The sequence below is a fragment of the Pseudomonas sp. FG6 genome (assembly GCF_057809015.1).
The window spans coordinates 84,192-103,583 of record NZ_JBMDJD010000001.1 but is presented as its reverse complement, the minus strand read 5'-3'; the positions used below and the strand labels follow the sequence as shown (position 1 = coordinate 103,583).

Sequence of the window (19,392 nt, the reverse complement as noted above, 5' to 3'; positions counted from 1 at the left end):
TCACTCCAAAAAACATCGATCAAAAAGATAAACACTGCCCGGCTTGAGATTCTCCATCGTGCGCTGCGGGCGGCCGCCGTCGCCGCTTTTTTTACGACCGGTTTCCTGTAGGTAACCCGCCTCGGTCATTTTCAGCAAACGCTGGCGCATGCTGGTCTTGAGGACCGGGCGGTCGAGTACCAGGGAGAAGATGCTTACCGCTTCCGGCGCGCTGAACTCGGGGCCGAGGAACATCAGCGGCAGGCTGCTGTAGAGGGCTTTGGACAACAACCGTTCCTGTACGGCGGCCACCAGGCTGTTGTGGTCGAAAGGGAGTTTTATCGAGGCGTCGGCGACGTCCTTGAGTGGGAAAAACCCCTGGTGCTCGGCGAGCTGGACCGCATCGCTGCTGACGATGGCCAGATAGAACGTCGACGAGGACCAGCAGCGTGGATCGCGAAACGCGTCGCCGACGGTGCCGACTTGTTCGATCCAGGCCAGCGGCATGCCGACTTTGCTTGAAGTACGCAGGCGTTCCACGGCGTCGTTGAGCGTCAGGTCTTCGACCCCGCCATTGACCACGATCCCCGGCAGTGCCCAATGACCGGCGAACGGCTCGGCTTCCCGTCGGTTCAGGAGGATTTCGATCGCCTGGGTCTCCCGGCACAGGCGCAGCACACAGAGGTCGATGGTGTGCAGATAGTCGCGCGCGGGGGCGCTGGGATTTGGCATGTCAGTGTCCATGGGCAGCGTAAAGGTCGTAGTTTAACGGGTTCATGCCGGGGGCCATCCAATGGATGGGCAGCGACTCGCCCAAGGCCAGTCTTTCGCGAACCAGCGTGCTGCGCACGTGGATCTTTTCTTCTATGCACAGGATGGAAAATCGCTCCAGCAGTGCCTGGCCGCGATAGAAGGTCGGTAGCTGGTCCGCGACATCCTCACCCACCACCAACGCTATTTCCTTGCCGTCCAGGGCCAGGCTGTCGGCGAGGTGGGCGAGCAGGGTGTAGCTGTAGATGGCGCCTTCGACGCCACGGGCCACGACCTGCTCCACCCGGCTGGCCCGCACGGGGGCGTGGCACAACGGCTGGACCTTCTCGACGATCGATTCCAGCCAGTTCAGGCGGACTTCATAGTCAACCATTTGCTTGCCGTAGGGATGGCGGAAGCTCGGGGCCACCAGCACGCGCCTGGCTTGGGCCGAAGCCTCGATCATCACCTGGGCGTGACCGGCGTGAGGTGGATTGAAGGCGCCGCCGTAGAGGGCGATTTCGTACATGGCTTGCTTTCCATTGGGTACACGACATGTACCGTATCACTAATATCGCTTCTGTGAAACGTTGCCTGTTTCGTGGCTTTATCCAATCGATAAGCAAGGAATATCGAAAATTATTTTTCGAGGTGGCTTGTTACATAAGTACATGACATGTACTCTTTGCGCCATGCAGAGGAGAAACCCAGCATGAACAGCCTGACCCGAATCACCGCTTCCTTCGATGTCGATGCGCAAAAGAGCTTCACACCGCTATGCCCTGATGAGCTACCCGTGCCTGGCGGCGACCAGATTGGTCACGAGTTGAACTTCATCGCGTCCCTGGCCAGTTTGCGCATCGGTAGCAAGGACGCCCATTCGCCCCAAGCGCCATGGGTGGTCGCCGATCACGCACAGATGTTGGTGCCGACCGGGCTCGAGCACGCCGACGTCACCTGGGTCAGCCACTGCGTTCCGGGCACCGAGGGTTTCACCCTGCTGGACGAACTGCCGACTCCTTACGACTACGACTATTTCGTCTGGAAGGGCGTCGAACCGGATCTGCACCCTTACGGCGCCTGCTACCACGACTTGCACGGCAAGCTGTCCACCGGCGTGATCGAGTACCTCAAGGGCAAGGGTGTGGAACAGGTCATTGTCGGCGGGCTGGCGCTGGATTTCTGCGTCAAGACCACCGCCCTGCAACTGGCCGCCGCGGGCTTCAAGGTGATCATTCACCTCCCGGCCTGCCGGGCAATCAGTGAGGCGGGCGCCGTTCAAGCCATTCAAGACATGCAACAAGCGGGGATCGCGATCACCGCGACTCGCGAAGACACCACTTGCCTGGTAAGTGCCTGAGGAAAGAACCATGGACAGCGCTTTCGATACCCGCAACGGCACCATCCAGAGTCTCCTGGACACCGACTACTACACCTTCACCATGATGCAGGCGGTGCTGCACCAGCACCCGAATGTCGAGGTGGAATATCAGTTCATCGTGCGTTCCAAGGAGCGGCTCGGTCACCTGATCCCGGACATTCGCATCGAGCTCGAAAAGCTCGCCGGGCTGCAACTGCGTGAGGGGGAGCAGCGGTTCCTGTTCAACAAGCGTTTCCGCGAGTACCTGACGCCGGACTTCGAACAGTTCCTCGGGCTGTTTCGCTTCAACCTGCGCTACATCCATGTGACGGAAGTCGACGGTCAATTGCAGATCCGCGTCCGTGGCCCGATGTTGCACTGCATCATGTTCGAGCAACCGGTGTTGGCGATGGTCAGCGAATTGCGCAACCGCGAGAAATACCCGGAAGTCGAGCTGGCCGACGTCACCCGCAGGCTGTACCAGAAGTTCGAATGGCTGGAGAAAAATGCCAGCCGTGAAGAACTCGCCGAGTTCCGTGTTTCCGACTTCTCGACCCGCCGGCGGCTGTCGTTCAAGGCCCAGCGCGAAGTGGTGAATGTGATGCGCAGCGATTTTCCGGGTGTCTTTGTCGGCACCAGCAACGCTCACTTGGCTTACGAATTCGACCTCCCGCTGATTGGCACCATGGCGCACCAATGGCTGATGGTGCACCAGCAACTCGGACGTCTACGCGAGAGCCAGAACGCTGCGCTGGAAAACTGGGTGCGTGAGTACCGTGGCCGGCTCGGCATCGCACTGACGGACTGCATCAGCACCGACTTCTTCCTCAAGGATTTCGACCTGTACTTCGCCAAGCTCTATGACGGCCTGCGCCAGGATTCCGGTGACCCTATCGTCTGGGCAGACAAAGTGCTGGGACGCTACAAGGAGCTGGGCATCGACCCGCGCACCAAGGACCTGATGTTTTCCGATGGCCTGAATTTCGAAAAATGCCTGCCGATCCTGCGTCATGTCCGTGGCAAGGCCAAGTTCGGTTTCGGCATGGGCACCAGCCTGGCCTGCGACGTCGAAGGCGTCGAGCCGTTGAGCATCGTGATGAAGCTGGTGCGGGTCCACGGCGAGCCAGTGGTGAAGTTCTCCGACGACCCGATCAAGAACGTCTGTGAGGATGCCTCGTTCCTGCGCTACGCCGCCCAAGTGTTCAACGTTGGCCTGATCAATCCACAGCTGGGAGCCTGATATGACTTCGCTTGTGCAAGAGAACATTGCCCGGGAACTGGGCATCGACCGCCAGCTCAAACAGGGTGGCGAAGCAGCAGAAATTGCCCGTCGCGTTGAGTTCATCAAGCAGGTTTTGTGCGAGTCGGGTTGCAAGTCCCTGGTGCTCGGCATCAGCGGCGGCGTCGACTCGCTCACGGCCGGTCGCCTGTGCCAGTTGGCGGTGGAGCAACTGCGCCACGAAGACTATCAGGCGCGTTTTATCGCCGTCCGGTTGCCGTACAAGACCCAAGCCGATGAACAAGATGCCCAGGCCAGCCTGGACTTCATCCGCCCGGACCTGATCACCACGACCAACATCGCCGCGTGTGTCGACGGGCTGATGGCCCATATCGCCATCGATGGCTTGCAGCCTTCGGCAGAGCTCACCGATTTTGCCAAAGGCAACGTCAAGGCCCGGGCCCGGATGCTGGCGCAATACGCCATTGCCAACTTCAGCCATGGGCTGGTGGTGGGCACCGATCACGGGGCAGAGGCGGTGATGGGCTTCTTCACCAAATTTGGCGATGGCGCGTGCGACCTGGCACCGTTGTCCGGGCTGACGAAGACTCAGGTGAGGTTGTTGGCCGATGCGCTGGGCGCTCCCGGCTATCTGGTGCACAAGGCGCCCACCGCTGACCTGGAAGATCTGGCGCCGGGCAAGTTGGATGAAGTGGCGTATGGCTGCGGCTACGAGGAAATCGACGCGTACCTGATGGGCGAAGCGGTCTCTCCCCAGGCGCGGCAGATCATCGAAAACGCCTACCTCAAGACCGCCCACAAACGTGCGTTGCCACGGGTCCCGTTAGTGCTGTGAATGATTAACCCTTGAACGATAGCGACGACTGTTATGACACAGGCAACCAGCATCAAAGATCGCGTACGCATCAAGCACGTCGAAGTCCTCTCGGACAATTGGTACGTGCTGCGCAAGACCACCTATGACTACCTCGGCCGCGACGGCCAATGGCGTGAGCTGACGCGCGAGACCTAGCAAGGTGTTCGAAGCCTTCATGAGCCCGGGCTCGGTGACCGAGCGTGTGCACTTTTTCGTGGGCGAGTACTTCGACGAGGACAAGCAGCACGAAGGCGGCGGCCTGGAAGCCGAGGGTGAAGAGATCGAAGTGCTGGAAATGTCGCTCGATCAGGCCTTGGACATGATCGAGCGTGGTGAGATTTGCGACGGCAAGACCATCATGCTGTTGCAGTACGCCAAGTTGCACCGGTTGCTGGATTAGCCTTTTGCGCCCCCCGTGGACTGACCAAACCGTTTACGGCAGGCGTTCAACTGGACTGCATCTCGTGCTCGGTCTGTCCATCGCCCAGGTAAGGCGGCTCTGTCTGCTCTGGCAGTTCGGTGACGACGCTGAAGTCACTGATTTCGATGGCGCCGACGCCGTGCCCGAGTAGATGGAAGGAAAACGCCTTGCGCGGTTGCGGGTTGTCGAAACGGATGTCCATCACCAATGGCTGGTCGGCGGTCACCGCTACGTCTGTCGGCAGGTCCATCGATACCTCCCGTTCGAACTCCTTGGCCTTGAGGGAAATGTAGGCGGCATGGCCGGCCTCCACGGCGCGGATGGTCAGGCTGACGCGGGTTTGTGAACCCTCGGGCATTTCCAAGTATTGGGCGCCGATCAGGTTGTCCGTCCAGTCGTTGGTGGCGTGGGCCGGCAGCGGGATTTTTTCGGTGCTGCCAAATTGATAGTGCTGGTTCAGGGGCGTGCGTAGCAGCGTTTGGCCAAGCGCCGTGGCCCGGGCGTTGACCAGCCTGGCGCGCTGGCCGCTGTATTGGCCGGCGTAGACCGCACGATCGGCGAGGAAGCCTGCGCTGCGGTAGTCGCGGCAACGCTGCAGGAAATCGCACTCGGTCAAGGTGTCTTTGCCGTTGTGGTAGCGCAGCTTGCCGTTGGTGAACGACATGATCTCGCGGCCCGTCGGGTAGTCCCTGAACAGTGAACGCCCGGACAACGCGGTGGGCACCGCAAAGCCGAAGTAATCGAGAATCGAAGCCGCCAGGTCCACATGGCCGTAGGTGCCTGCCTTGATCGTGGGCAAGGGTTCCGGCGCCAGGGTCAGGTTGAACCCCCAGGATGAGGCCAGGCGCACGTCGTCGATGCCATGGGATTCGTCCGAGGTGATGACCACCAAGGTATTTTCCAGCACGCCCTGGCGTTCCAGGCCGGCCAGGAAGTCCTGCAACGCGTCGTCCAGGTAACCCACGGCCGCTTGCTTGGCGGTGCCGTAGCGCTGCAAGTAGTCATCCGGCGCCGAGTAGGGCTGGTGCGTGCCCACGGTCAGCAAGGTGAGCATCCAGGGCTTGTCGGCCTGTTGCAGCTGCCCGACGTAATCCAGCGCGCCTTCGAAGAACGTCTTGTCGTCCTTGCCCCAGGGGAATTCCAGGTAGTTGGGCCGGGTGAACCATTCCATGCCCAAGGTCGTGTCGAAGCCGATGTGCGGCATGATCCGGTCCTTGGCCATGAACCGCAGGCCAGCGCCCTGGAGGAAATGGGTGGAAAAACCCTGCTGGCGCAGTTGAGCCGGCAGGCACGCCTGATTGCGCTGGGTCTGGTTGAGCATTTCGACGCCTTTGGGTGTGCCGTCGTCGAGTTTGTCGTAGTCACCACACAACATCGCGTACAGGCCGCGAATGGTCTGGTGGCTGTGCAGAACGTAATCGGGGGTGTTCATGCCGCGCTCGGCCCAGGTGCTGAGATGGGGCATCAGGTTTTCCTGGTAGCGGCTGTTCAAGGCCTTGCGATTGGCCTCGACGTAGGCGCCGGGGATGCCTTCCAAGGCAATGAGCAGGACGTTGCGCGCGCGCCCTGGCGCGGCCAGCAGGCGTTCCCCGGCAAGGTCCAGGCGAGTCAAGCCTTGCATGGGCGGGGCCGGGTCCACGGCGTCGCCCTCGACCCATTGCCGGGCTTGGTCCTGTCCGGTGGCGATGCCGGCCGTGATGAGTTGATGGGGCAGGTTGAACACGTTCCACTGGTCCGCTTCAGTGGGGCGCCACGACTGGATGGCACCGTGGGCCAGCAGGAACAACACCGGCAAGGCCCAGGCGTGGCGCGGCAAGCGTGGCGTCGGTTGGGCGCTGCTGGCCCATTGGACCAGCAGCCACACGCCCAGCACCGCCAGCTGGATTGTTGCCAGCCAGGGATGGGCGAAGCCGCCGCCGCTGGAATTTTCGACGAATTGCGGGTCGATCAGGTACTGCACGTCCGATGGGGTGGGCATCCGTCCTACCGCGCTGACCAGCTCGACGGTGGCCAGCGTCAACGCACTCCAGGCCAGCAACATGGGCAGCGTCAGCCACCCGGCACGACGATGGAGCAGCACGACCAGCAGCCCGCCGATGCCCAGGTCCGAGAGGTAGCCCAATGGATCGGACCAACCCAGGGCGAGGCGCAGGCCCATGGGGACGAGTAGCACACAGACAATCAGGGCGATGAGGGAGGCGAGGGGGTGGGTTGCAGCGCGGTAAACCATATTCACAAAAACGGGCCTTTCGGTTGAAGCCAATCCATTGAGCGGACACCACTCCTGTGGGAGCGAGCCTGCTCGCGATAGCGGTGTGTCAGTCGATAGGGATTCAGCTGATCCGACGCTATCGCGAGCAGGCTCGCTCCCACAGGGGGGGCTTTCTTCGGTCATGAAAATTTTACGGAAAGGGATGGTACCAAGGGCCATCCCCCTTGGCCGGGACAATGTCCAGTGTCCGGCTACGCCAGGCTGTGGTTCACTGGCCCAGGCCCCTACAATGGCCGCGTGGCGCCGCTTTGAGGTGTGCAGAAAACTTGTATCAGGATTTCTCATCGGGGGATGGATGGACAGATTCCAGGAAATGCAGGTTTTCGTCGCCGTGGCCCAGGAGGCGGGTTTTTCGGCGGCGGCGCGGCGTGTCGGGCTGTCGGCGGCCAGTGTCACGCGCGCCGTGGCGGCGCTGGAGCAACGCATTGGTACGCCGTTGCTGGTGCGCACCACCCGCAATGTGTACCTGAGTGAAGCGGGTCAGCGCTTTCTCGAAGACTGTCGGCGGATTCTCGCCGATCTACAGGAAGCCGAGGACTCGGCGGCCGGCAGCCACGTCCAGCCTCGCGGACAACTGGTGCTGACGGCGCCGGTGCTGTTCGGCCAATTGTTCGTCACACCGCTGCTGGTCGATTACCTGCAACGCTTCCCCGACGTCAGCATCAATGCCTTGCTGCTCGATCGCACCGTCAGCATGGTCGAGGAGGGCATCGACGTGGCTGTGCGCATTGGTGAGTTGCCGGACAGCAACCTGCGCGCCATCCGTGTCGGTGAGGTGCGCCGGGTGGTGTGTGGCGCCCCGGGTTTCTTCGCGCAGCATGGACGTCCCCGACACCCGGAAGACCTGGAACGCATGCCGGTGGTGGCGTCTTCGGCCATTGGCCAGATCAAGCACTGGACCTTCGTCGACGAGGCCGGTCAAACCTTGTCGGTCCGGCCGGTGCCGCGCTTGGTGGTGACGGCCAACCAGGCGGCGATCACGGCGGCCTGCCAGGGGCTGGGGATGACGCGCGTCTTGTCCTATCAGGTTGCGGCGAACCTGGCCGCTGGCGATTTGGAAATCGTCCTGGCGGATTTCGAGCTGCCCCCCTTGCCCATCCACGTGGTGTATCAAGGCGGGCGCAATGCACCGGCGCGGGTCCGCAGTTTTGTCGACTTCACCGTCAGCGCATTGCGCGAGCATCCGGCGTTGGGCGGCTGAAAACCGGGCGGCGTCTCGAAGCGTTTCGTTTCGGCCAGGGGGGCGTTAATCTGCCGTTTTTTTTGGGGGTGAGGCGTCATGACTTTTCTTCTGCGGCTGTCGCTGGCCCTCGCGGCGTTGCTGTTGAGCGGCTGCGAAAAAGCCCCGGCGCCGGTCCTTGAGCAGCAGTTGTACATCTGGCAGCGCCAATGGACCCCGGCCCATGCGCTGGCGCTGCGCGACAGCCATGACGATTTTTCCGGCCTGCGCGTCCTGGCGCTGCAAGCTTTTCCCGGGGCGAGCTGGAGCCGGGCGCGCATCGATCCGGCGTTGCTCAAGGCGGACGGTCGGGCGCTGATCGCGGTGATTCGCCTCGACGGTCAGCTCAAGTCTTTGGACCAGGACGATGTGATCGCGCAGATCCAGCAGGTGCTGAGCGACTGGCAAGCCCAGGGCCTGGCGCCGGTAGGCGTGGAGATCGATCATGATGCCGGCAATGCGCGCTTGCCGGCCTATGGCAAATTCCTGGCCCAACTGCGCAAGGCCCTGCCGGACACGTTGCGCTTGAGCATCACCGCGTTGCCGGCCTGGCTCGACAGCCCCGCATTGCCCGGGTTGCTGGAGACGGTCGACAGCAGTGTGTTGCAGGTTCACGCGGTGCGCGATCCACGGCAGGGGTTGTTCGATCCGACACTGGCCCGGCGTTGGGCTGAGCGCTGGGACCGGGTCACTGAGCGGCCGTTCTACCTGGCGCTGCCGGCCTATGGCATGGCGTTGCTGGCGACCGAAAGCGGCGTGCCGGTGGTGGAAAGTGAAGTGCCGATCGATCGCGGCGGCGAGCGTCAAGAGTTGCTGGCAGACCCGCAACAAGTGGCCGGGCTTGCGGCAAGCTTGCGCAGCGAACCCTTGGAACACCTGGCCGGGCTGATCTGGTTTCGCCTGCCGCTGGCGGGGGACCGGCGCGCCTGGAGCCTGACCACCCTCGGTGCGGTCGCCCGGGGGGGCAGCCTGACCAGTCGCCTGGCCTTGCACCTGCAAGAACAGGATGGCTTGTATGACATTCGCCTGGTGAACCAGGGCAATCTCGACAGCCCCTGGCCCCAGCGTCTGACGCTGCCCGTGGGCGTGTGTGACGGGGTCGATGCCCTGGCGGGTTATACGTTGCAACAAGCGCCCGGACTGCTTACCTTCACCCGCATTCAGGAAGGTCGCCTGGCCGCTGGCGCACAGCGGGCAATCGGCTGGGCGCGCTGTACAAAAATTGAACAAGGAGCTTTCAATGTTGACCCGTAAGTGGCCCCGTCGCCTGCTTTGTCTGAGCCTCAGCCTGCCGCTGGGCTTTCCGTTGGGGCAGGCGCTGGCCTGCGGGCCGGAATTCGGGATACGCCTGCTGGATGACCGCGCCCAGTCCCTGGCCGATTTGCCGGAAGGCAACTTCCGCTTTGAAATCAGTCGCCTCGGTCATGCGATTGCCGGGCTCAAGCCGGCCAGCGAGGCGACCCTCAACCCGGATTACAACTACGACGATCTGCCGGCCTACGTTGCCCACCGCAACCAGGCCGAGCCGATGGGCCTCACGCCGCCGCAAAAAGCGCTGGTGGAGCGTTTGCGCGCGATGGACGATGTGGACCAGGTCGCCAGCGAAGCGGCGAATCTGCCCGCCGAGCTGCGCTTGTATGCGGTCGGTGCGGCGGCGTTCAGTGCTGCCGACTATCAACGTGCCGTCGAGTCGTTCCAGACGTTGCTGGCGTTGCCGGCCGATCAGCGTCCGCTGCGCAGCACCTGGGCCGCGTATTCCCTGGGGCGGGCATTGTTCAGCCTGAGCACCGAGGCGGGCCGTGGTGAACCGGCCGCATTGCTCGAACAGGCCCGCCAGGCGTTCCGCCAGACGCGGGAATTGAGCGTCGCCGGTTTCAGCGATCCGCTGGAGTTGGGTATCGCCAGCCTTGGCGAAGAGGCGAGGGTGGCTTACACCGTCGACGACTGGAACAGTGCCATTGATCTGTATGCGACCCAGTCCTTGCAAGGTTCGCAGGTTGGCTACAGTTCGCTGCTGCAATTGGCGGGCGACCTCAGCGTCCAGCCGGATGAGCGGTTGAGCCAGTTGCTTGAGAACAAGGCCGTGCAGCAGTTGCTCACGGCGTATCTGCTCAGTCGCGTGGGCTGGTGGGACGGTGAGCAACCCTCGACCGATCAACACCTGGTCGAGCTGTTGCAAGCCAGCACCAACAGCCTGGAGAACGCCGACCGTCTCGCGGCGGTCAGTTATCAACGCGGCGATTACGACGGCGCCAAGGCCTTTGCAGGAAAGGCTGCCGACAGCGGTTTGGCCTGGTGGGTGCGCGCCAAACTGGCCCTGCGTGACGGTGACAAAGTCGCTGCTGCGGCGGCGTACGCGAAGGCGGCCCAGGCCTTTCCCAAGGAAGAGTCCTGGGGCGGTCGACGCACGGCCAATTGGGACTACGAGGTGGTGCAGCCCAAGTGCCGGGTCGAGGGCGAAAGCGCGATCCTGGCCTTGCAGCGCGGGGATTACTTGCAGGCGTTCGATCAGCTCTATCGCGCCCAAAGTATCTATTGGTACGACGCCGCGACGGTGGCTGAGCGGGTGCTGACACTTGAGGAACTCAAACAGTACGTCGACGCCCAAGTCCCGGCGCCACCGGCCTTGAGCCAGCAGGATCGCGACAACTACGTGCCGCTGCCAGTGGCCGCGAGCCTGCGCAATGTCCTGGGGCGGCGCTTGTTGCGTGAAGGGCACTACGACGAGGCGCCGGCCTATTTCGACAACCCGGACCTGCAAAACAAGGCCAAGGCCTATGCGCAGTTGCGCCAGGACGCCGAGTCCAAGTGGTGGCCGAGCAGTCGGGCCGAGGCGTATTTCAACGCGTCTACGCTGGCCCGCAAATGGGGCATGGAACTGCTCGGCTACGAGATGGCGCCAGACTACGCCAGCCTGGGCGGCAGCTATAGCCTGGAGCCGGTGGAACTGAAAATCGGGCCGCTGGTGGCAGAAGGCGAGGTGCAGCGCCAGCAGGCCAGCGCGGCGCAGCCAGACGTGCGCTATCACTATCGGTTCGTCGCCACGGCGCTGGCAAGCCAGGCGGCGGACCTGCTGCCCCACACCAGCCAGGCATTCGCGGCGGTGCTGTGCAAGGCGGTGAGCTACAACTCCAGCCTGGAGGAGCAAAGCGCGTTGTATCAGCGTTACGTCAAGGAAGGCCCTTACGTGGACTGGGCCGGGGACTTTGGTCATCAATGCCAGGAGCCTGACTTCAGCAAGGCGGACAAACGCTACGTCACCCAGGCGGTGGAGCCTGTTCGCTCGGCGCTGCGGCCTTACCGGGCTTGGCTGGAAGCGGGCAGTGCGGTGTTGGTGGTGGCCGTGGCGTTGGGATGGATCAGCCGGCGCCGGCGCAAGGCGCGGATGTCAGCCGAGTAAGCGAAGATCCCTTGTGTGAGTTGTTCACTTAAGGTGTGTTTGGTCCCTGTGGCGAGGGAGCTTGCTCCCGCTGGGCCGAGCAGCGGCCCCATTTTATGAGCGCTTCGCACTGGAGCGCCAGCCCGGTCAAGCGGGAGCAAGCTCCCTCGCCACAGGTTTTTTCGACGGCCTTAAGAACAGCATTGTCCGAGTGAGCCTTGTGGGGGCAAAGCTTGCTCGCGAAGGCGGCAGGCGCCTACATCTGCGTCGCCATCCCCTCTACGGCCATCGCCGCCTGGCGCAGCGCCTCCGAACGCGTCGGATGAGGGTGGCAGGTCAGGGCGATGTCTTCGGCCGAGGCGCCGAACTCCATGGCCACGCAGTACTCGCCGATCATCTCGCTGACGCTTGGGCCGATCAGGTGCACGCCGAGGATTTCGTCGGTACGTTCGTCCGCCAGGACCTTGGCGAATCCCTCGGTCTCGTGGTTGATCTTCGCCCGGCTGTTGGCCGTGAATGGAAACTTCCCGATCTTGTAGGCCCGGCCTTCGGCCTTGAGCTGTTCCTCGGTCTTGCCCACGCTGGCCAGTTCCGGGCGGGTGTAGATGACGCTGGGGATCAGCGCATAGTTCACTTGCGCAGCTTTGCCGGCGATCTGTTCGATGCAGGCCATGGCTTCGTCCTCGGCCTTGTGGGCCAGCATTGGCCCGGACGTCACGTCGCCAATCACCCAGATGCCTGGCGCTTGGGTGCGGTGCTGCTGGTTGGCGAGCATGCCGCGCGGGTCTGGGCTCAGCCCGACGTTCTCCAGTCCCAGCCCTTGGGTGTAGGGTCGCCGGCCGATGGCGACCAGCACGTAATCGGCGTCCAGTGGCTGCGGCTCGCCGCCCGCCGCCGGTTCGACCTGCAATTGCACGCCGCTGGCCGAGGAAACGGCACCAGTGACCTTGGCGCCCAGCTTGAATTCGATGCCCTGCTTGGCCAAGGCCCGTTGCAGAGTCTTGCCTGCCTCGGCGTCCACGCCAGGGCAGATGCGATCAAGGTACTCCACCACCGTCACCCGGGCGCCCAGGCGCCGCCAGACTGAACCCAGTTCGAGACCGATGACGCCCGCGCCGATCACGACCAGGTGCCGGGGTACTTCACTCAAGGACAGCGCACCGGTGGAGTCGAGGATGCGCTGGTGATCGATCTCCACGCCGGGCAGTGGCATGGGTTGTGAGCCGGTGGCGATGACGATGTCCTTGGCGCGCAGTTCGGTCTTGCCGCCGTCGTCGTGGGTGACCGTCACCTTGCCCGGTCCGTCGATGTGGCCCCAGCCCTTGATCCAATCCACCTTGTTCTTGCGAAACAGAAATTCGATGCCCTTGGTCAGGCCGGCGACGCTTTCGTCCTTCTGTTTCATCATTTGCGCGAGGTTGAGCGTGGGGCTGACGTCGATGCCCAGGTTGGCAAACTCCTTGCCGATGGCCGCTTCGTAGAGTTCCGAGGCGTGGAGCAGGGCCTTGGAAGGCATGCAGCCGACGTTCAGGCACGTACCGCCGAGGGTGGGCCGTCCCTCGACGCAAGCGGCTTTCAACCCCAGTTGTCCGGCCCGGATCGCCGCGTTATAGCCGCCAGGACCGCCGCCCAGAATGATCACGTCGTAATGGCTCATCACTGTCTCCCCACATGGCCTGATAAAAAATTATGCTCGTAATATGAGCGCTTCCGAGGATTTCGGTCAAGGCTTAAGTCAAGGCCCAGACTGGGTTCTGGTCATGAAGAATTCAAAACGGAAATTTCACAGCAATCGTTATAAGGTAACGACATAACAGAGCGGCGGTGGCGGTTGGCCACCGCCGCCGATTTTGATCGCGACAAGCGCTGGGGTGGTATGCAAGTCGATCGTGATATCGAAGGGGCGCAACTGGCCGACTGGCCACGCTTTCAACAGGCATCGTTCCAGGGACGGCGCCTGCGCTGGATCGCCTTTGCGCTAGCCGGCGTGGCGGGCGTGGGGTTGGTGTTGGCGTTCTTTATCGGACTGTTTTCGCCGCAGTCGCTGTGGCCGGCGGTGTTGGTCAGCCAGAGTGCCGGCCTGTGGGTCCTGGTCGCAGGCCTGCAATCGGCCTGGTGGATCACGCAATGGCGCACCAGGGCCCTGTCGCCGGCTGTGAATATCGTCGTGGCGGCTGACGAGCCGGTTGAGCACTTGGGCTGGTATGAACGGCTGCTTGAACGAATCGGCGCCCGTTGGGTCGGCCTGCTGGAGCAGATCGGTGCGCCGGTCTTGTGGCTGGCCGGTTGGGCGCTGTTGGTGCTGCTGAGTCTGAAGCACACCTGGGACCTGACGTTGCCGGCAGCCAGCCTCGGCGTCTCAGCCAGTGTCGGCGCGGTGTGTTCGTTGTTGCTGGCGTTCGGGCTGTTGGTGTTCGAGCGTCAGTTGGCCCAGCAAACCCCGGTGCAATGGCCGGAGGCGGCACACCTGGCACAACTGACGCGGGTGGCGATCATCGTGCTGGTGCTCGGCGCCTTGGGGTTGCTGTTCGCCGGGCCAGCGTCCGTCTGGCCGGCGCGCCTGGTGGTGTTGATGGGGCTCTTGCCGGGCCTGGTGGCGGTGGAGTTGTTGCTGCGTGCTGTGTTGTCGTTGTTCACCGCACGCCGCGACGCTTTGGAACCGACACTGCTGGGCCGCAGTGTGATCGCCGGTCTGCTGCGCTGGCCGCCGCAACCGCTGCTGGCCCTGCAACACGAGCTGCATAACCGTTTCGGCATCGACCTGCGCCAGATCTGGGCGTTCAGTTACATGCGTCGTGCGTTCCTGCCGGTGCTGGCGCTGGTGTCGTTGGTGGGCTGGTTATTGACGGGCGTGCATGAAGTGCCGCTGCAAGGGCGCGGCATCTATGAGCGTTTCGGTAAGCCGGTGCAGGTGTTCGGCCCGGGCCTGCACGTCGGCATGCCTTGGCCGTGGGGCCGGGTGCTGAACGTCGAGAATGGCGTGGTTCATGAACTCGCCACCAGTGTTGGGGACACGTCGGTGCCCGTGGCGGCTGACCCGGCCGAGGGGCCGGCGCCGGAGATCGCCAATCGGCTGTGGGACGCCAGTCATGTCAACGATAAATCCCAGGTCATCGCCAGCCGCCGTGCCGACCAGCAGAGCTTCCAGATCGTCAACATGGACGTGCGTTTCGTCTATCGCATCGGTCTGACGGACGCGGCGGCGCTGGCTGCGACCTACAACAGTGCGGACGTCCCGCTGCTGATCCGCAGCACCGCCAGTCGAATCCTGGTGCATGAATTCGCCTCGCGCACGTTGGACGGTTTGTTGGGTGCCGACCGCGTCAGCCTCGCCGATGAAATCGGTCGCGCGGTTCAGGCTGATTTGCAGGCGCTGGACAGCGGTGTGGAAATCCTCGCCACGGTGGTCGAAGCGATTCACCCGCCAGCGGGCGCGGCCAATGCCTACCACGGTGTGCAAGCGGCACAGATCGGGGCCCAGGCGCTGATCGCCCGGGAGCGGGGGGCGGCGGCCGAGCAGACCAACCAGGCGCAGTTGCAAGCCAGCGTTGCCCATGACCAGGCCCAAGCCTCGGCCCGGGAGATCAACGCGAACGCCCAAGCGGCGGACTTGCGCTTCGCCGCAGAGCGCCAAGCCTACGCATCGGCCGGTCACGCGTTTGTGTTGGAGCAATACCTCAGTCAATTGAGTCACGGCCTGGGCAATGCCCGGTTGCTGATTCTCGATCATCGGTTAGGTGGCGGTGGCAACGCGCCGACCATCGACCTGCGTACCTTCCCGCTGCCGGCAGACCCCGCGTCGCCGCGTAACCCTGTCCCGCCAGGAGCTGCCCATTGAGCCCGTCTTCTTCCCACGATCATAGCCACGTGCACGCCGGCCACGATCACGGCCATGCCGGCCATCACCATGGGCATCATCACCACCATCACGGCGAACCAGAACACGCCGGCCCGTTCCCTTGGCGGCGGATGGGCTGGGCGGCATTGCTGGTGGCGTTTGCCGTCGCGGCGGCCAGCCTGGTCCAGGTGCGCTCCGGGGAGGCCACGGTCATCACCCGGTTTGGCAACCCGGCGCGGGTGCTGTTGCAGCCGGGCCTGGGTTGGCGCTGGCCGGCGCCGTTCGAGGCGGCGATCCCCGTCGACCTGCGATTGCGCACCACTTCCAGCGGGCTGCAGGATGTCGGTACGCGGGATGGGTTGCGGATCATCGTTCAGGCGTACGTGGCGTGGCAGGTACAAGGTGATCCAGGCAACGTGCAGCGCTTCATGCGGGCGGTACAGAACCAGCCGGACGAGGCGGCGCGGCAGATCCGGACGTTTGTCGGCTCGGCGCTGGAAACCACGGCGGCCAGTTTCGACCTGGCGAACCTGGTCAATACCGACGCCAGCCAGGTGCGCGTCGCCGATTTCGAAACGCAATTACGCCAGCAGATCGAGCAGCAACTGCTCGCGACGTATGGGGTGCGGGTGCTGCAAGTCGGCATCGAACGCCTGACCTTGCCTTCGGTGACGCTGACCGCGACGGTTGACCGCATGCGTGCCGAGCGTGAAACCATCGCCACCGAGCGCACCGCCATCGGCAAGCGGGAGGCGGCGCAGATCCGTTCCGCTGCGGAGCGTGACGCGCGAATCGTGCAAGCCGACGCGACGGTAAAAGCTGCCGATATCGAAGCGCAATCGCGGGTCGAAGCGGCCCGGATTTATGGCCGCGCCTACGCCGGTTCGCCGCAGCTCTACAACCTCCTGCGTTCGTTGGACACCCTTGGCACGATCGTCAGCCCCAGCACCAAACTGATCTTGCGCACGGATGCCGCGCCGTTTCGCGTCCTGGTGGACGGCCCACCTTCCGTGGAACCCAAGGCTGGAACACAGCCATGAGTGAAGTTCCACGTGGAACAAACGAGTTGTCCAGCCCATGGATTCAGGCCGGTCGCCTGGCCTTCCTGGCGCTCTACGCGGTCACCGTCCTGGCAGCGCTGACCTGGGTGTTCTCCAACGTGAGGCAGATCGATCCACAGGATCGGGCGGTGGTGCTGCACTTCGGCGCGCTGGACCGAATCCAGAACGCCGGCCTGTTATTGGCCTGGCCTTCACCCGTGGAACAGGTGATTTTATTGCCGGCAGCGGATCGGGTCTTGGAGCGACGGGTCGAGAGCCTGCTGCGTACGGATGCCGCCTTGCAGGCCGACCGTGTCGCCAGTTTCGCCACGCCGGTGAACGATGCCTTGGCAGGCTCCGGCTATTTATTGACCGGAGATGCGGGCGTGGTGCAGCTGGATGTGCGGCTGTTCTACAAGGTCACCGAGCCTTACGCCTATGTCTTGCAGGGCGAGCACGTGCTGCCGGCGTTGGATCGGTTGGCGACTCGCAGTGCGCTGGCGCTGACTGCCGCCCGGGACTTGGACACCATTCTGGTTGCCCGTCCCGAACTGATGGGCAGCGACAGCCAAGCCGCCGAACGCCGCGAACGCTTGCGCGGTGACCTGGTGCAAGGGATCAACCGCCGCCTGGCCGAGCTGGCGGCGACAGGGCAGGGGGTGGGCGTCGAAGTGGTGCGGGTCGATGTGCAGTCGAGCCTGCCAGGGCCGGCGGTGAGTGCGTTCAATGCGGTGCTGACCGCCAGCCAACAGGCGGATAAAGCCATCGCCAATGCCCGCACCGAAGCTGAAAAACTGACCCAGACTGCGCGCCAGGAGGCCGACCGGGCCCTGCAAGTGGCCCATGCCCAGGCCAGTGAACGCCTGGCCAAAGCCTCCACCGACACTGCCTCGGTGTTGGGGCTGGCGAAGACCCAAGGCAGCGACCCGCAACTGTTGCTGCGCCTTTATCGCGAACGTGTGCCGGCGATTCTTCGCCAGGCCGGTTCAGTGACGACGGTCGATCCAAAAGACGATGCCCGCCTGATTATCCAAGGAGCCGAGCAATGACCGCTCAAACCGTCGCCGCACCCATGCTGTCGGGCGCCGAGCAGCGCGCTGCCGCTCGACAACTGACCCTGGCGATGCTCGCGCTCGGCCTGCTCGCCTTGGGCCTGGTCTGGCGCGGCTGGTCACCGGAACAGACCGGTGTGAGCCAACTGTTGCTGGGATTCGCTTCGTTGCTGGTGGCGGTGCCGGTGATGCGTTCGGCCTGGTACAGCTTGCGTTATCCGAGCCTGCATGGGCTCACCGACCAACTGATCGCCCTGGCGATGCTGGGCGCCTGGGCGACCGGCGACCTGCTGACCGCCGCGCTGCTGCCGATCATCATGATTTTCGGCCATGTGCTGGAGGAGCGCAGTGTCATCGGTTCCCAGGAAGCGATCCACGCCCTTGGCCAACTGACCCGCAGTCAAGGGCGCAAGGTACTGGCCGATGGGACGATCATCGACGTGGACAACAGCACGCTCAGGCCGGGCGATGTGGTGGAGGTGCGTGCCGGCGACCGGGTCCCCGCTGACGGTCGGGTGTTGTCCGGCCAGGCCAGCCTCGACACCGCGCCGATCACGGGCGAATCGGTGCCGCTGGAAGCCGTGGTGGGCACCGAAGTCTTTGGGGGCGCCATCAACCTCGATGGCTTGCTGCGCCTGGAAGTGACTCGTACCGGCGGTGAATCGACGTTGGGCAAGGTCATCGCTTTGATGCAAAGCGCCGAACGTTCCAAGCCGCCCATCACCCGATTGTTGGAGCGTTACGCCAGCAGTTACCTGGTGTTGGTGTTGCTGCTGGCGGCCGTGACCTGGTTCGTCACTCACGACGCCCAGGCGATGCTGGCGGTATTGGTGGCGGCGTGTCCTTGCGCGCTGGTGCTGTCCGCGCCGGCCACGGCCATCGCCGGAATCGCCGTGGCCGCGCGCCATGGCATCCTGATTCGCAGCTCGGCGTTCCTCGAAGAACTGGCGGACCTGACGTCGCTGGTGGTCGATAAGACGGGCACCCTGACCTACGGAACCCTGCGCCTGCAATCGATCGAAAGCGCCCTCGACGACCATGCCTCCCTGTTGCCGCTGGCCGCCAGCCTCGGTTCGGCCAGCAGTCATCCGGTCAGCCGTGCCCTGGCGGGGCTGGTGGAACAAGCACAACACTTGCCGCTGCTGAACATTCACGAGCGCCAGGGCCTGGGCATCGTCGCGATGACCGAACAGGGCGAGGCCGCGCTCGGTCGACCGGAGTTGTTCGCCCAGTTGGGCATCGCCACGGCGGCGATCCCCGAGCACGACGGCCCGATTGCCGGATTGGCCTTGGGCGGACAGTTCCTCGCCTGGCTGCTGCTGGCCGACAGTATCAAGCCAGAAGCACGAACGGCCATGACGCAATTGCGCGAGTTGGGGATGGGACGACAGCTGCTGCTGACGGGGGACCGCCAAAGCGTGGCCGACACTCTCGCCCGGGAGGTCGGCATCAGTGATGTCCAAGCCCGGGCCCTGCCGGAAGACAAGCTCAAGCGAGTCATGACCGAGATCGACCACGGCTTCCGGCCGATGGTCGTGGGCGACGGCATCAACGACTCCCTCGCGCTGAAGGCCGGGGTCGTGGGCGTTGCGATGGGTGCCGGAGGCGCGGACATCGCCCTGGCGTCGGCAGACATCGTGCTGATCGGCAGCGATTTGAGGCGCCTGGGGACCTGTGTGCGGTTGAGCCGTCAGTGTCGCCGCACGTTGCAGGTCAACGTGATCATCGGCCTGGGCTGGACCTTGGCGATCGTCGCGTTCGCCGCGTTTGGCTGGCTTGGCGCGGCGGGGGCGATGATTGCGGCCTTGCTGCACAACCTGAGCACGCTGCTGGTGTTGGGCAATGCCGGGCGATTGCTGCGGTTCCAGGAGCCGTTGGCGAAGGTGTGAGGTGGGCCGCCGGGCGTGCGCGACGAACTGTAGGCGGTGCGCGCAGTCTGCTGGGAAGAGGGCAAGCCTTCAGGCCGCGAGCGCACGATGCGGGTGG

General features: G+C 63.8%; 14 protein-coding genes and 1 pseudogene. 11 read left to right on the top strand and 4 right to left on the bottom strand.

Annotated features, from left to right (window positions below):
* Both ACODSJ_RS00410 and ACODSJ_RS00405 read right to left on the bottom strand, forming a co-directional pair.
* The gene (locus ACODSJ_RS00410; RefSeq protein WP_489099853.1) at nucleotides 1-711 is read right to left on the bottom strand and encodes an NUDIX hydrolase; all 711 of its coding nucleotides are present in this window, start codon (nucleotides 709-711) and stop codon (nucleotides 1-3) included.
* Between the two features lies 1 nt (nucleotide 712).
* Entirely contained in the window at nucleotides 713-1,258 is a 546-nt protein-coding gene (locus ACODSJ_RS00405; protein ID WP_489099852.1) for an adenylyltransferase/cytidyltransferase family protein, read from the bottom strand.
* A 183-nt stretch (nucleotides 1,259-1,441) separates the two neighbouring features.
* Between ACODSJ_RS00405 and ACODSJ_RS00400 the strand changes: the two genes are divergently transcribed.
* From ACODSJ_RS00400 to ACODSJ_RS00385, 4 genes and pseudogenes are all read left to right on the top strand, one after another.
* Nucleotides 1,442-2,089, top strand: a complete 648-nt coding sequence (locus tag ACODSJ_RS00400) for a nicotinamidase (protein WP_489099851.1) — start codon at nucleotides 1,442-1,444, stop codon at nucleotides 2,087-2,089.
* 10 nt (nucleotides 2,090-2,099) lie between these two features.
* A complete protein-coding gene (gene pncB / locus ACODSJ_RS00395) occupies nucleotides 2,100-3,329 on the top strand; it encodes a nicotinate phosphoribosyltransferase (RefSeq protein ID WP_489099850.1) in 1,230 nt (409 codons plus the stop codon).
* Between the two features lies 1 nt (nucleotide 3,330).
* Nucleotides 3,331-4,164: an NAD(+) synthase gene (gene nadE / locus ACODSJ_RS00390; protein WP_489099849.1), complete on the top strand. Its 834-nt coding sequence runs from the start codon at nucleotides 3,331-3,333 to the stop codon at nucleotides 4,162-4,164.
* 33 nt (nucleotides 4,165-4,197) lie between these two features.
* Nucleotides 4,198-4,585 (top strand): annotated as a pseudogene (locus tag ACODSJ_RS00385) (NUDIX hydrolase).
* A gap of 46 nt (nucleotides 4,586-4,631) precedes the next feature.
* Here ACODSJ_RS00385 and ACODSJ_RS00380 read toward each other — a convergent pair.
* Nucleotides 4,632-6,842 carry an LTA synthase family protein gene (locus ACODSJ_RS00380; protein ID WP_489099848.1) on the bottom strand — a complete coding sequence of 737 codons (2,211 nt, stop codon included), beginning with the start codon at nucleotides 6,840-6,842 and terminating at the stop codon, nucleotides 4,632-4,634.
* A gap of 331 nt (nucleotides 6,843-7,173) precedes the next feature.
* Between ACODSJ_RS00380 and ACODSJ_RS00375 the strand changes: the two genes are divergently transcribed.
* From ACODSJ_RS00375 to ACODSJ_RS00365, 3 genes are all read left to right on the top strand, one after another.
* Nucleotides 7,174-8,079, top strand: a complete 906-nt coding sequence (locus ACODSJ_RS00375) for a LysR family transcriptional regulator (RefSeq protein WP_489099847.1) — start codon at nucleotides 7,174-7,176, stop codon at nucleotides 8,077-8,079.
* 78 nt (nucleotides 8,080-8,157) lie between these two features.
* The gene (locus tag ACODSJ_RS00370) at nucleotides 8,158-9,351 is read left to right on the top strand and encodes a DUF3142 domain-containing protein (RefSeq protein ID WP_489099846.1); all 1,194 of its coding nucleotides are present in this window, start codon (nucleotides 8,158-8,160) and stop codon (nucleotides 9,349-9,351) included.
* Nucleotides 9,338-11,497 (top strand): hypothetical protein, encoded by a 2,160-nt coding sequence (locus ACODSJ_RS00365; RefSeq protein ID WP_489099845.1) that lies wholly within the window; start codon nucleotides 9,338-9,340, stop codon nucleotides 11,495-11,497. Before ACODSJ_RS00370 ends, ACODSJ_RS00365 begins: the two co-directional genes overlap by 14 nt.
* A gap of 235 nt (nucleotides 11,498-11,732) precedes the next feature.
* Here the strand turns inward: ACODSJ_RS00365 and lpdA are convergent, their stop codons facing one another.
* Nucleotides 11,733-13,133: a dihydrolipoyl dehydrogenase gene (gene lpdA / locus ACODSJ_RS00360; protein ID WP_489099844.1), complete on the bottom strand. Its 1,401-nt coding sequence runs from the start codon at nucleotides 13,131-13,133 to the stop codon at nucleotides 11,733-11,735.
* A 219-nt stretch (nucleotides 13,134-13,352) separates the two neighbouring features.
* On the opposite strand from lpdA, the gene hflK reads away from it, so the two are divergent.
* From hflK to ACODSJ_RS00340, 4 genes are read left to right on the top strand one after another with little or no spacing between them, the layout of a single operon-like run.
* A complete protein-coding gene (gene hflK, locus ACODSJ_RS00355; RefSeq protein ID WP_489099843.1) occupies nucleotides 13,353-15,314 on the top strand; it encodes a protease modulator HflK in 1,962 nt (653 codons plus the stop codon).
* On the top strand, nucleotides 15,311-16,354 hold the full coding sequence (hflC, locus tag ACODSJ_RS00350) for a protease modulator HflC (protein WP_489099842.1): 1,044 nt from the start codon (nucleotides 15,311-15,313) through the stop codon (nucleotides 16,352-16,354). Before hflK ends, hflC begins: the two co-directional genes overlap by 4 nt.
* Complete coding sequence (locus ACODSJ_RS00345; protein ID WP_489099841.1) at nucleotides 16,351-17,403, top strand: SPFH domain-containing protein; 1,053 nt, start codon at nucleotides 16,351-16,353, stop codon at nucleotides 17,401-17,403. Before hflC ends, ACODSJ_RS00345 begins: the two co-directional genes overlap by 4 nt.
* Entirely contained in the window at nucleotides 17,400-19,295 is a 1,896-nt protein-coding gene (locus ACODSJ_RS00340) for a heavy metal translocating P-type ATPase (RefSeq protein ID WP_489099840.1), read from the top strand. Before ACODSJ_RS00345 ends, ACODSJ_RS00340 begins: the two co-directional genes overlap by 4 nt.
* Nucleotides 19,296-19,392 lie beyond the last annotated feature (97 nt).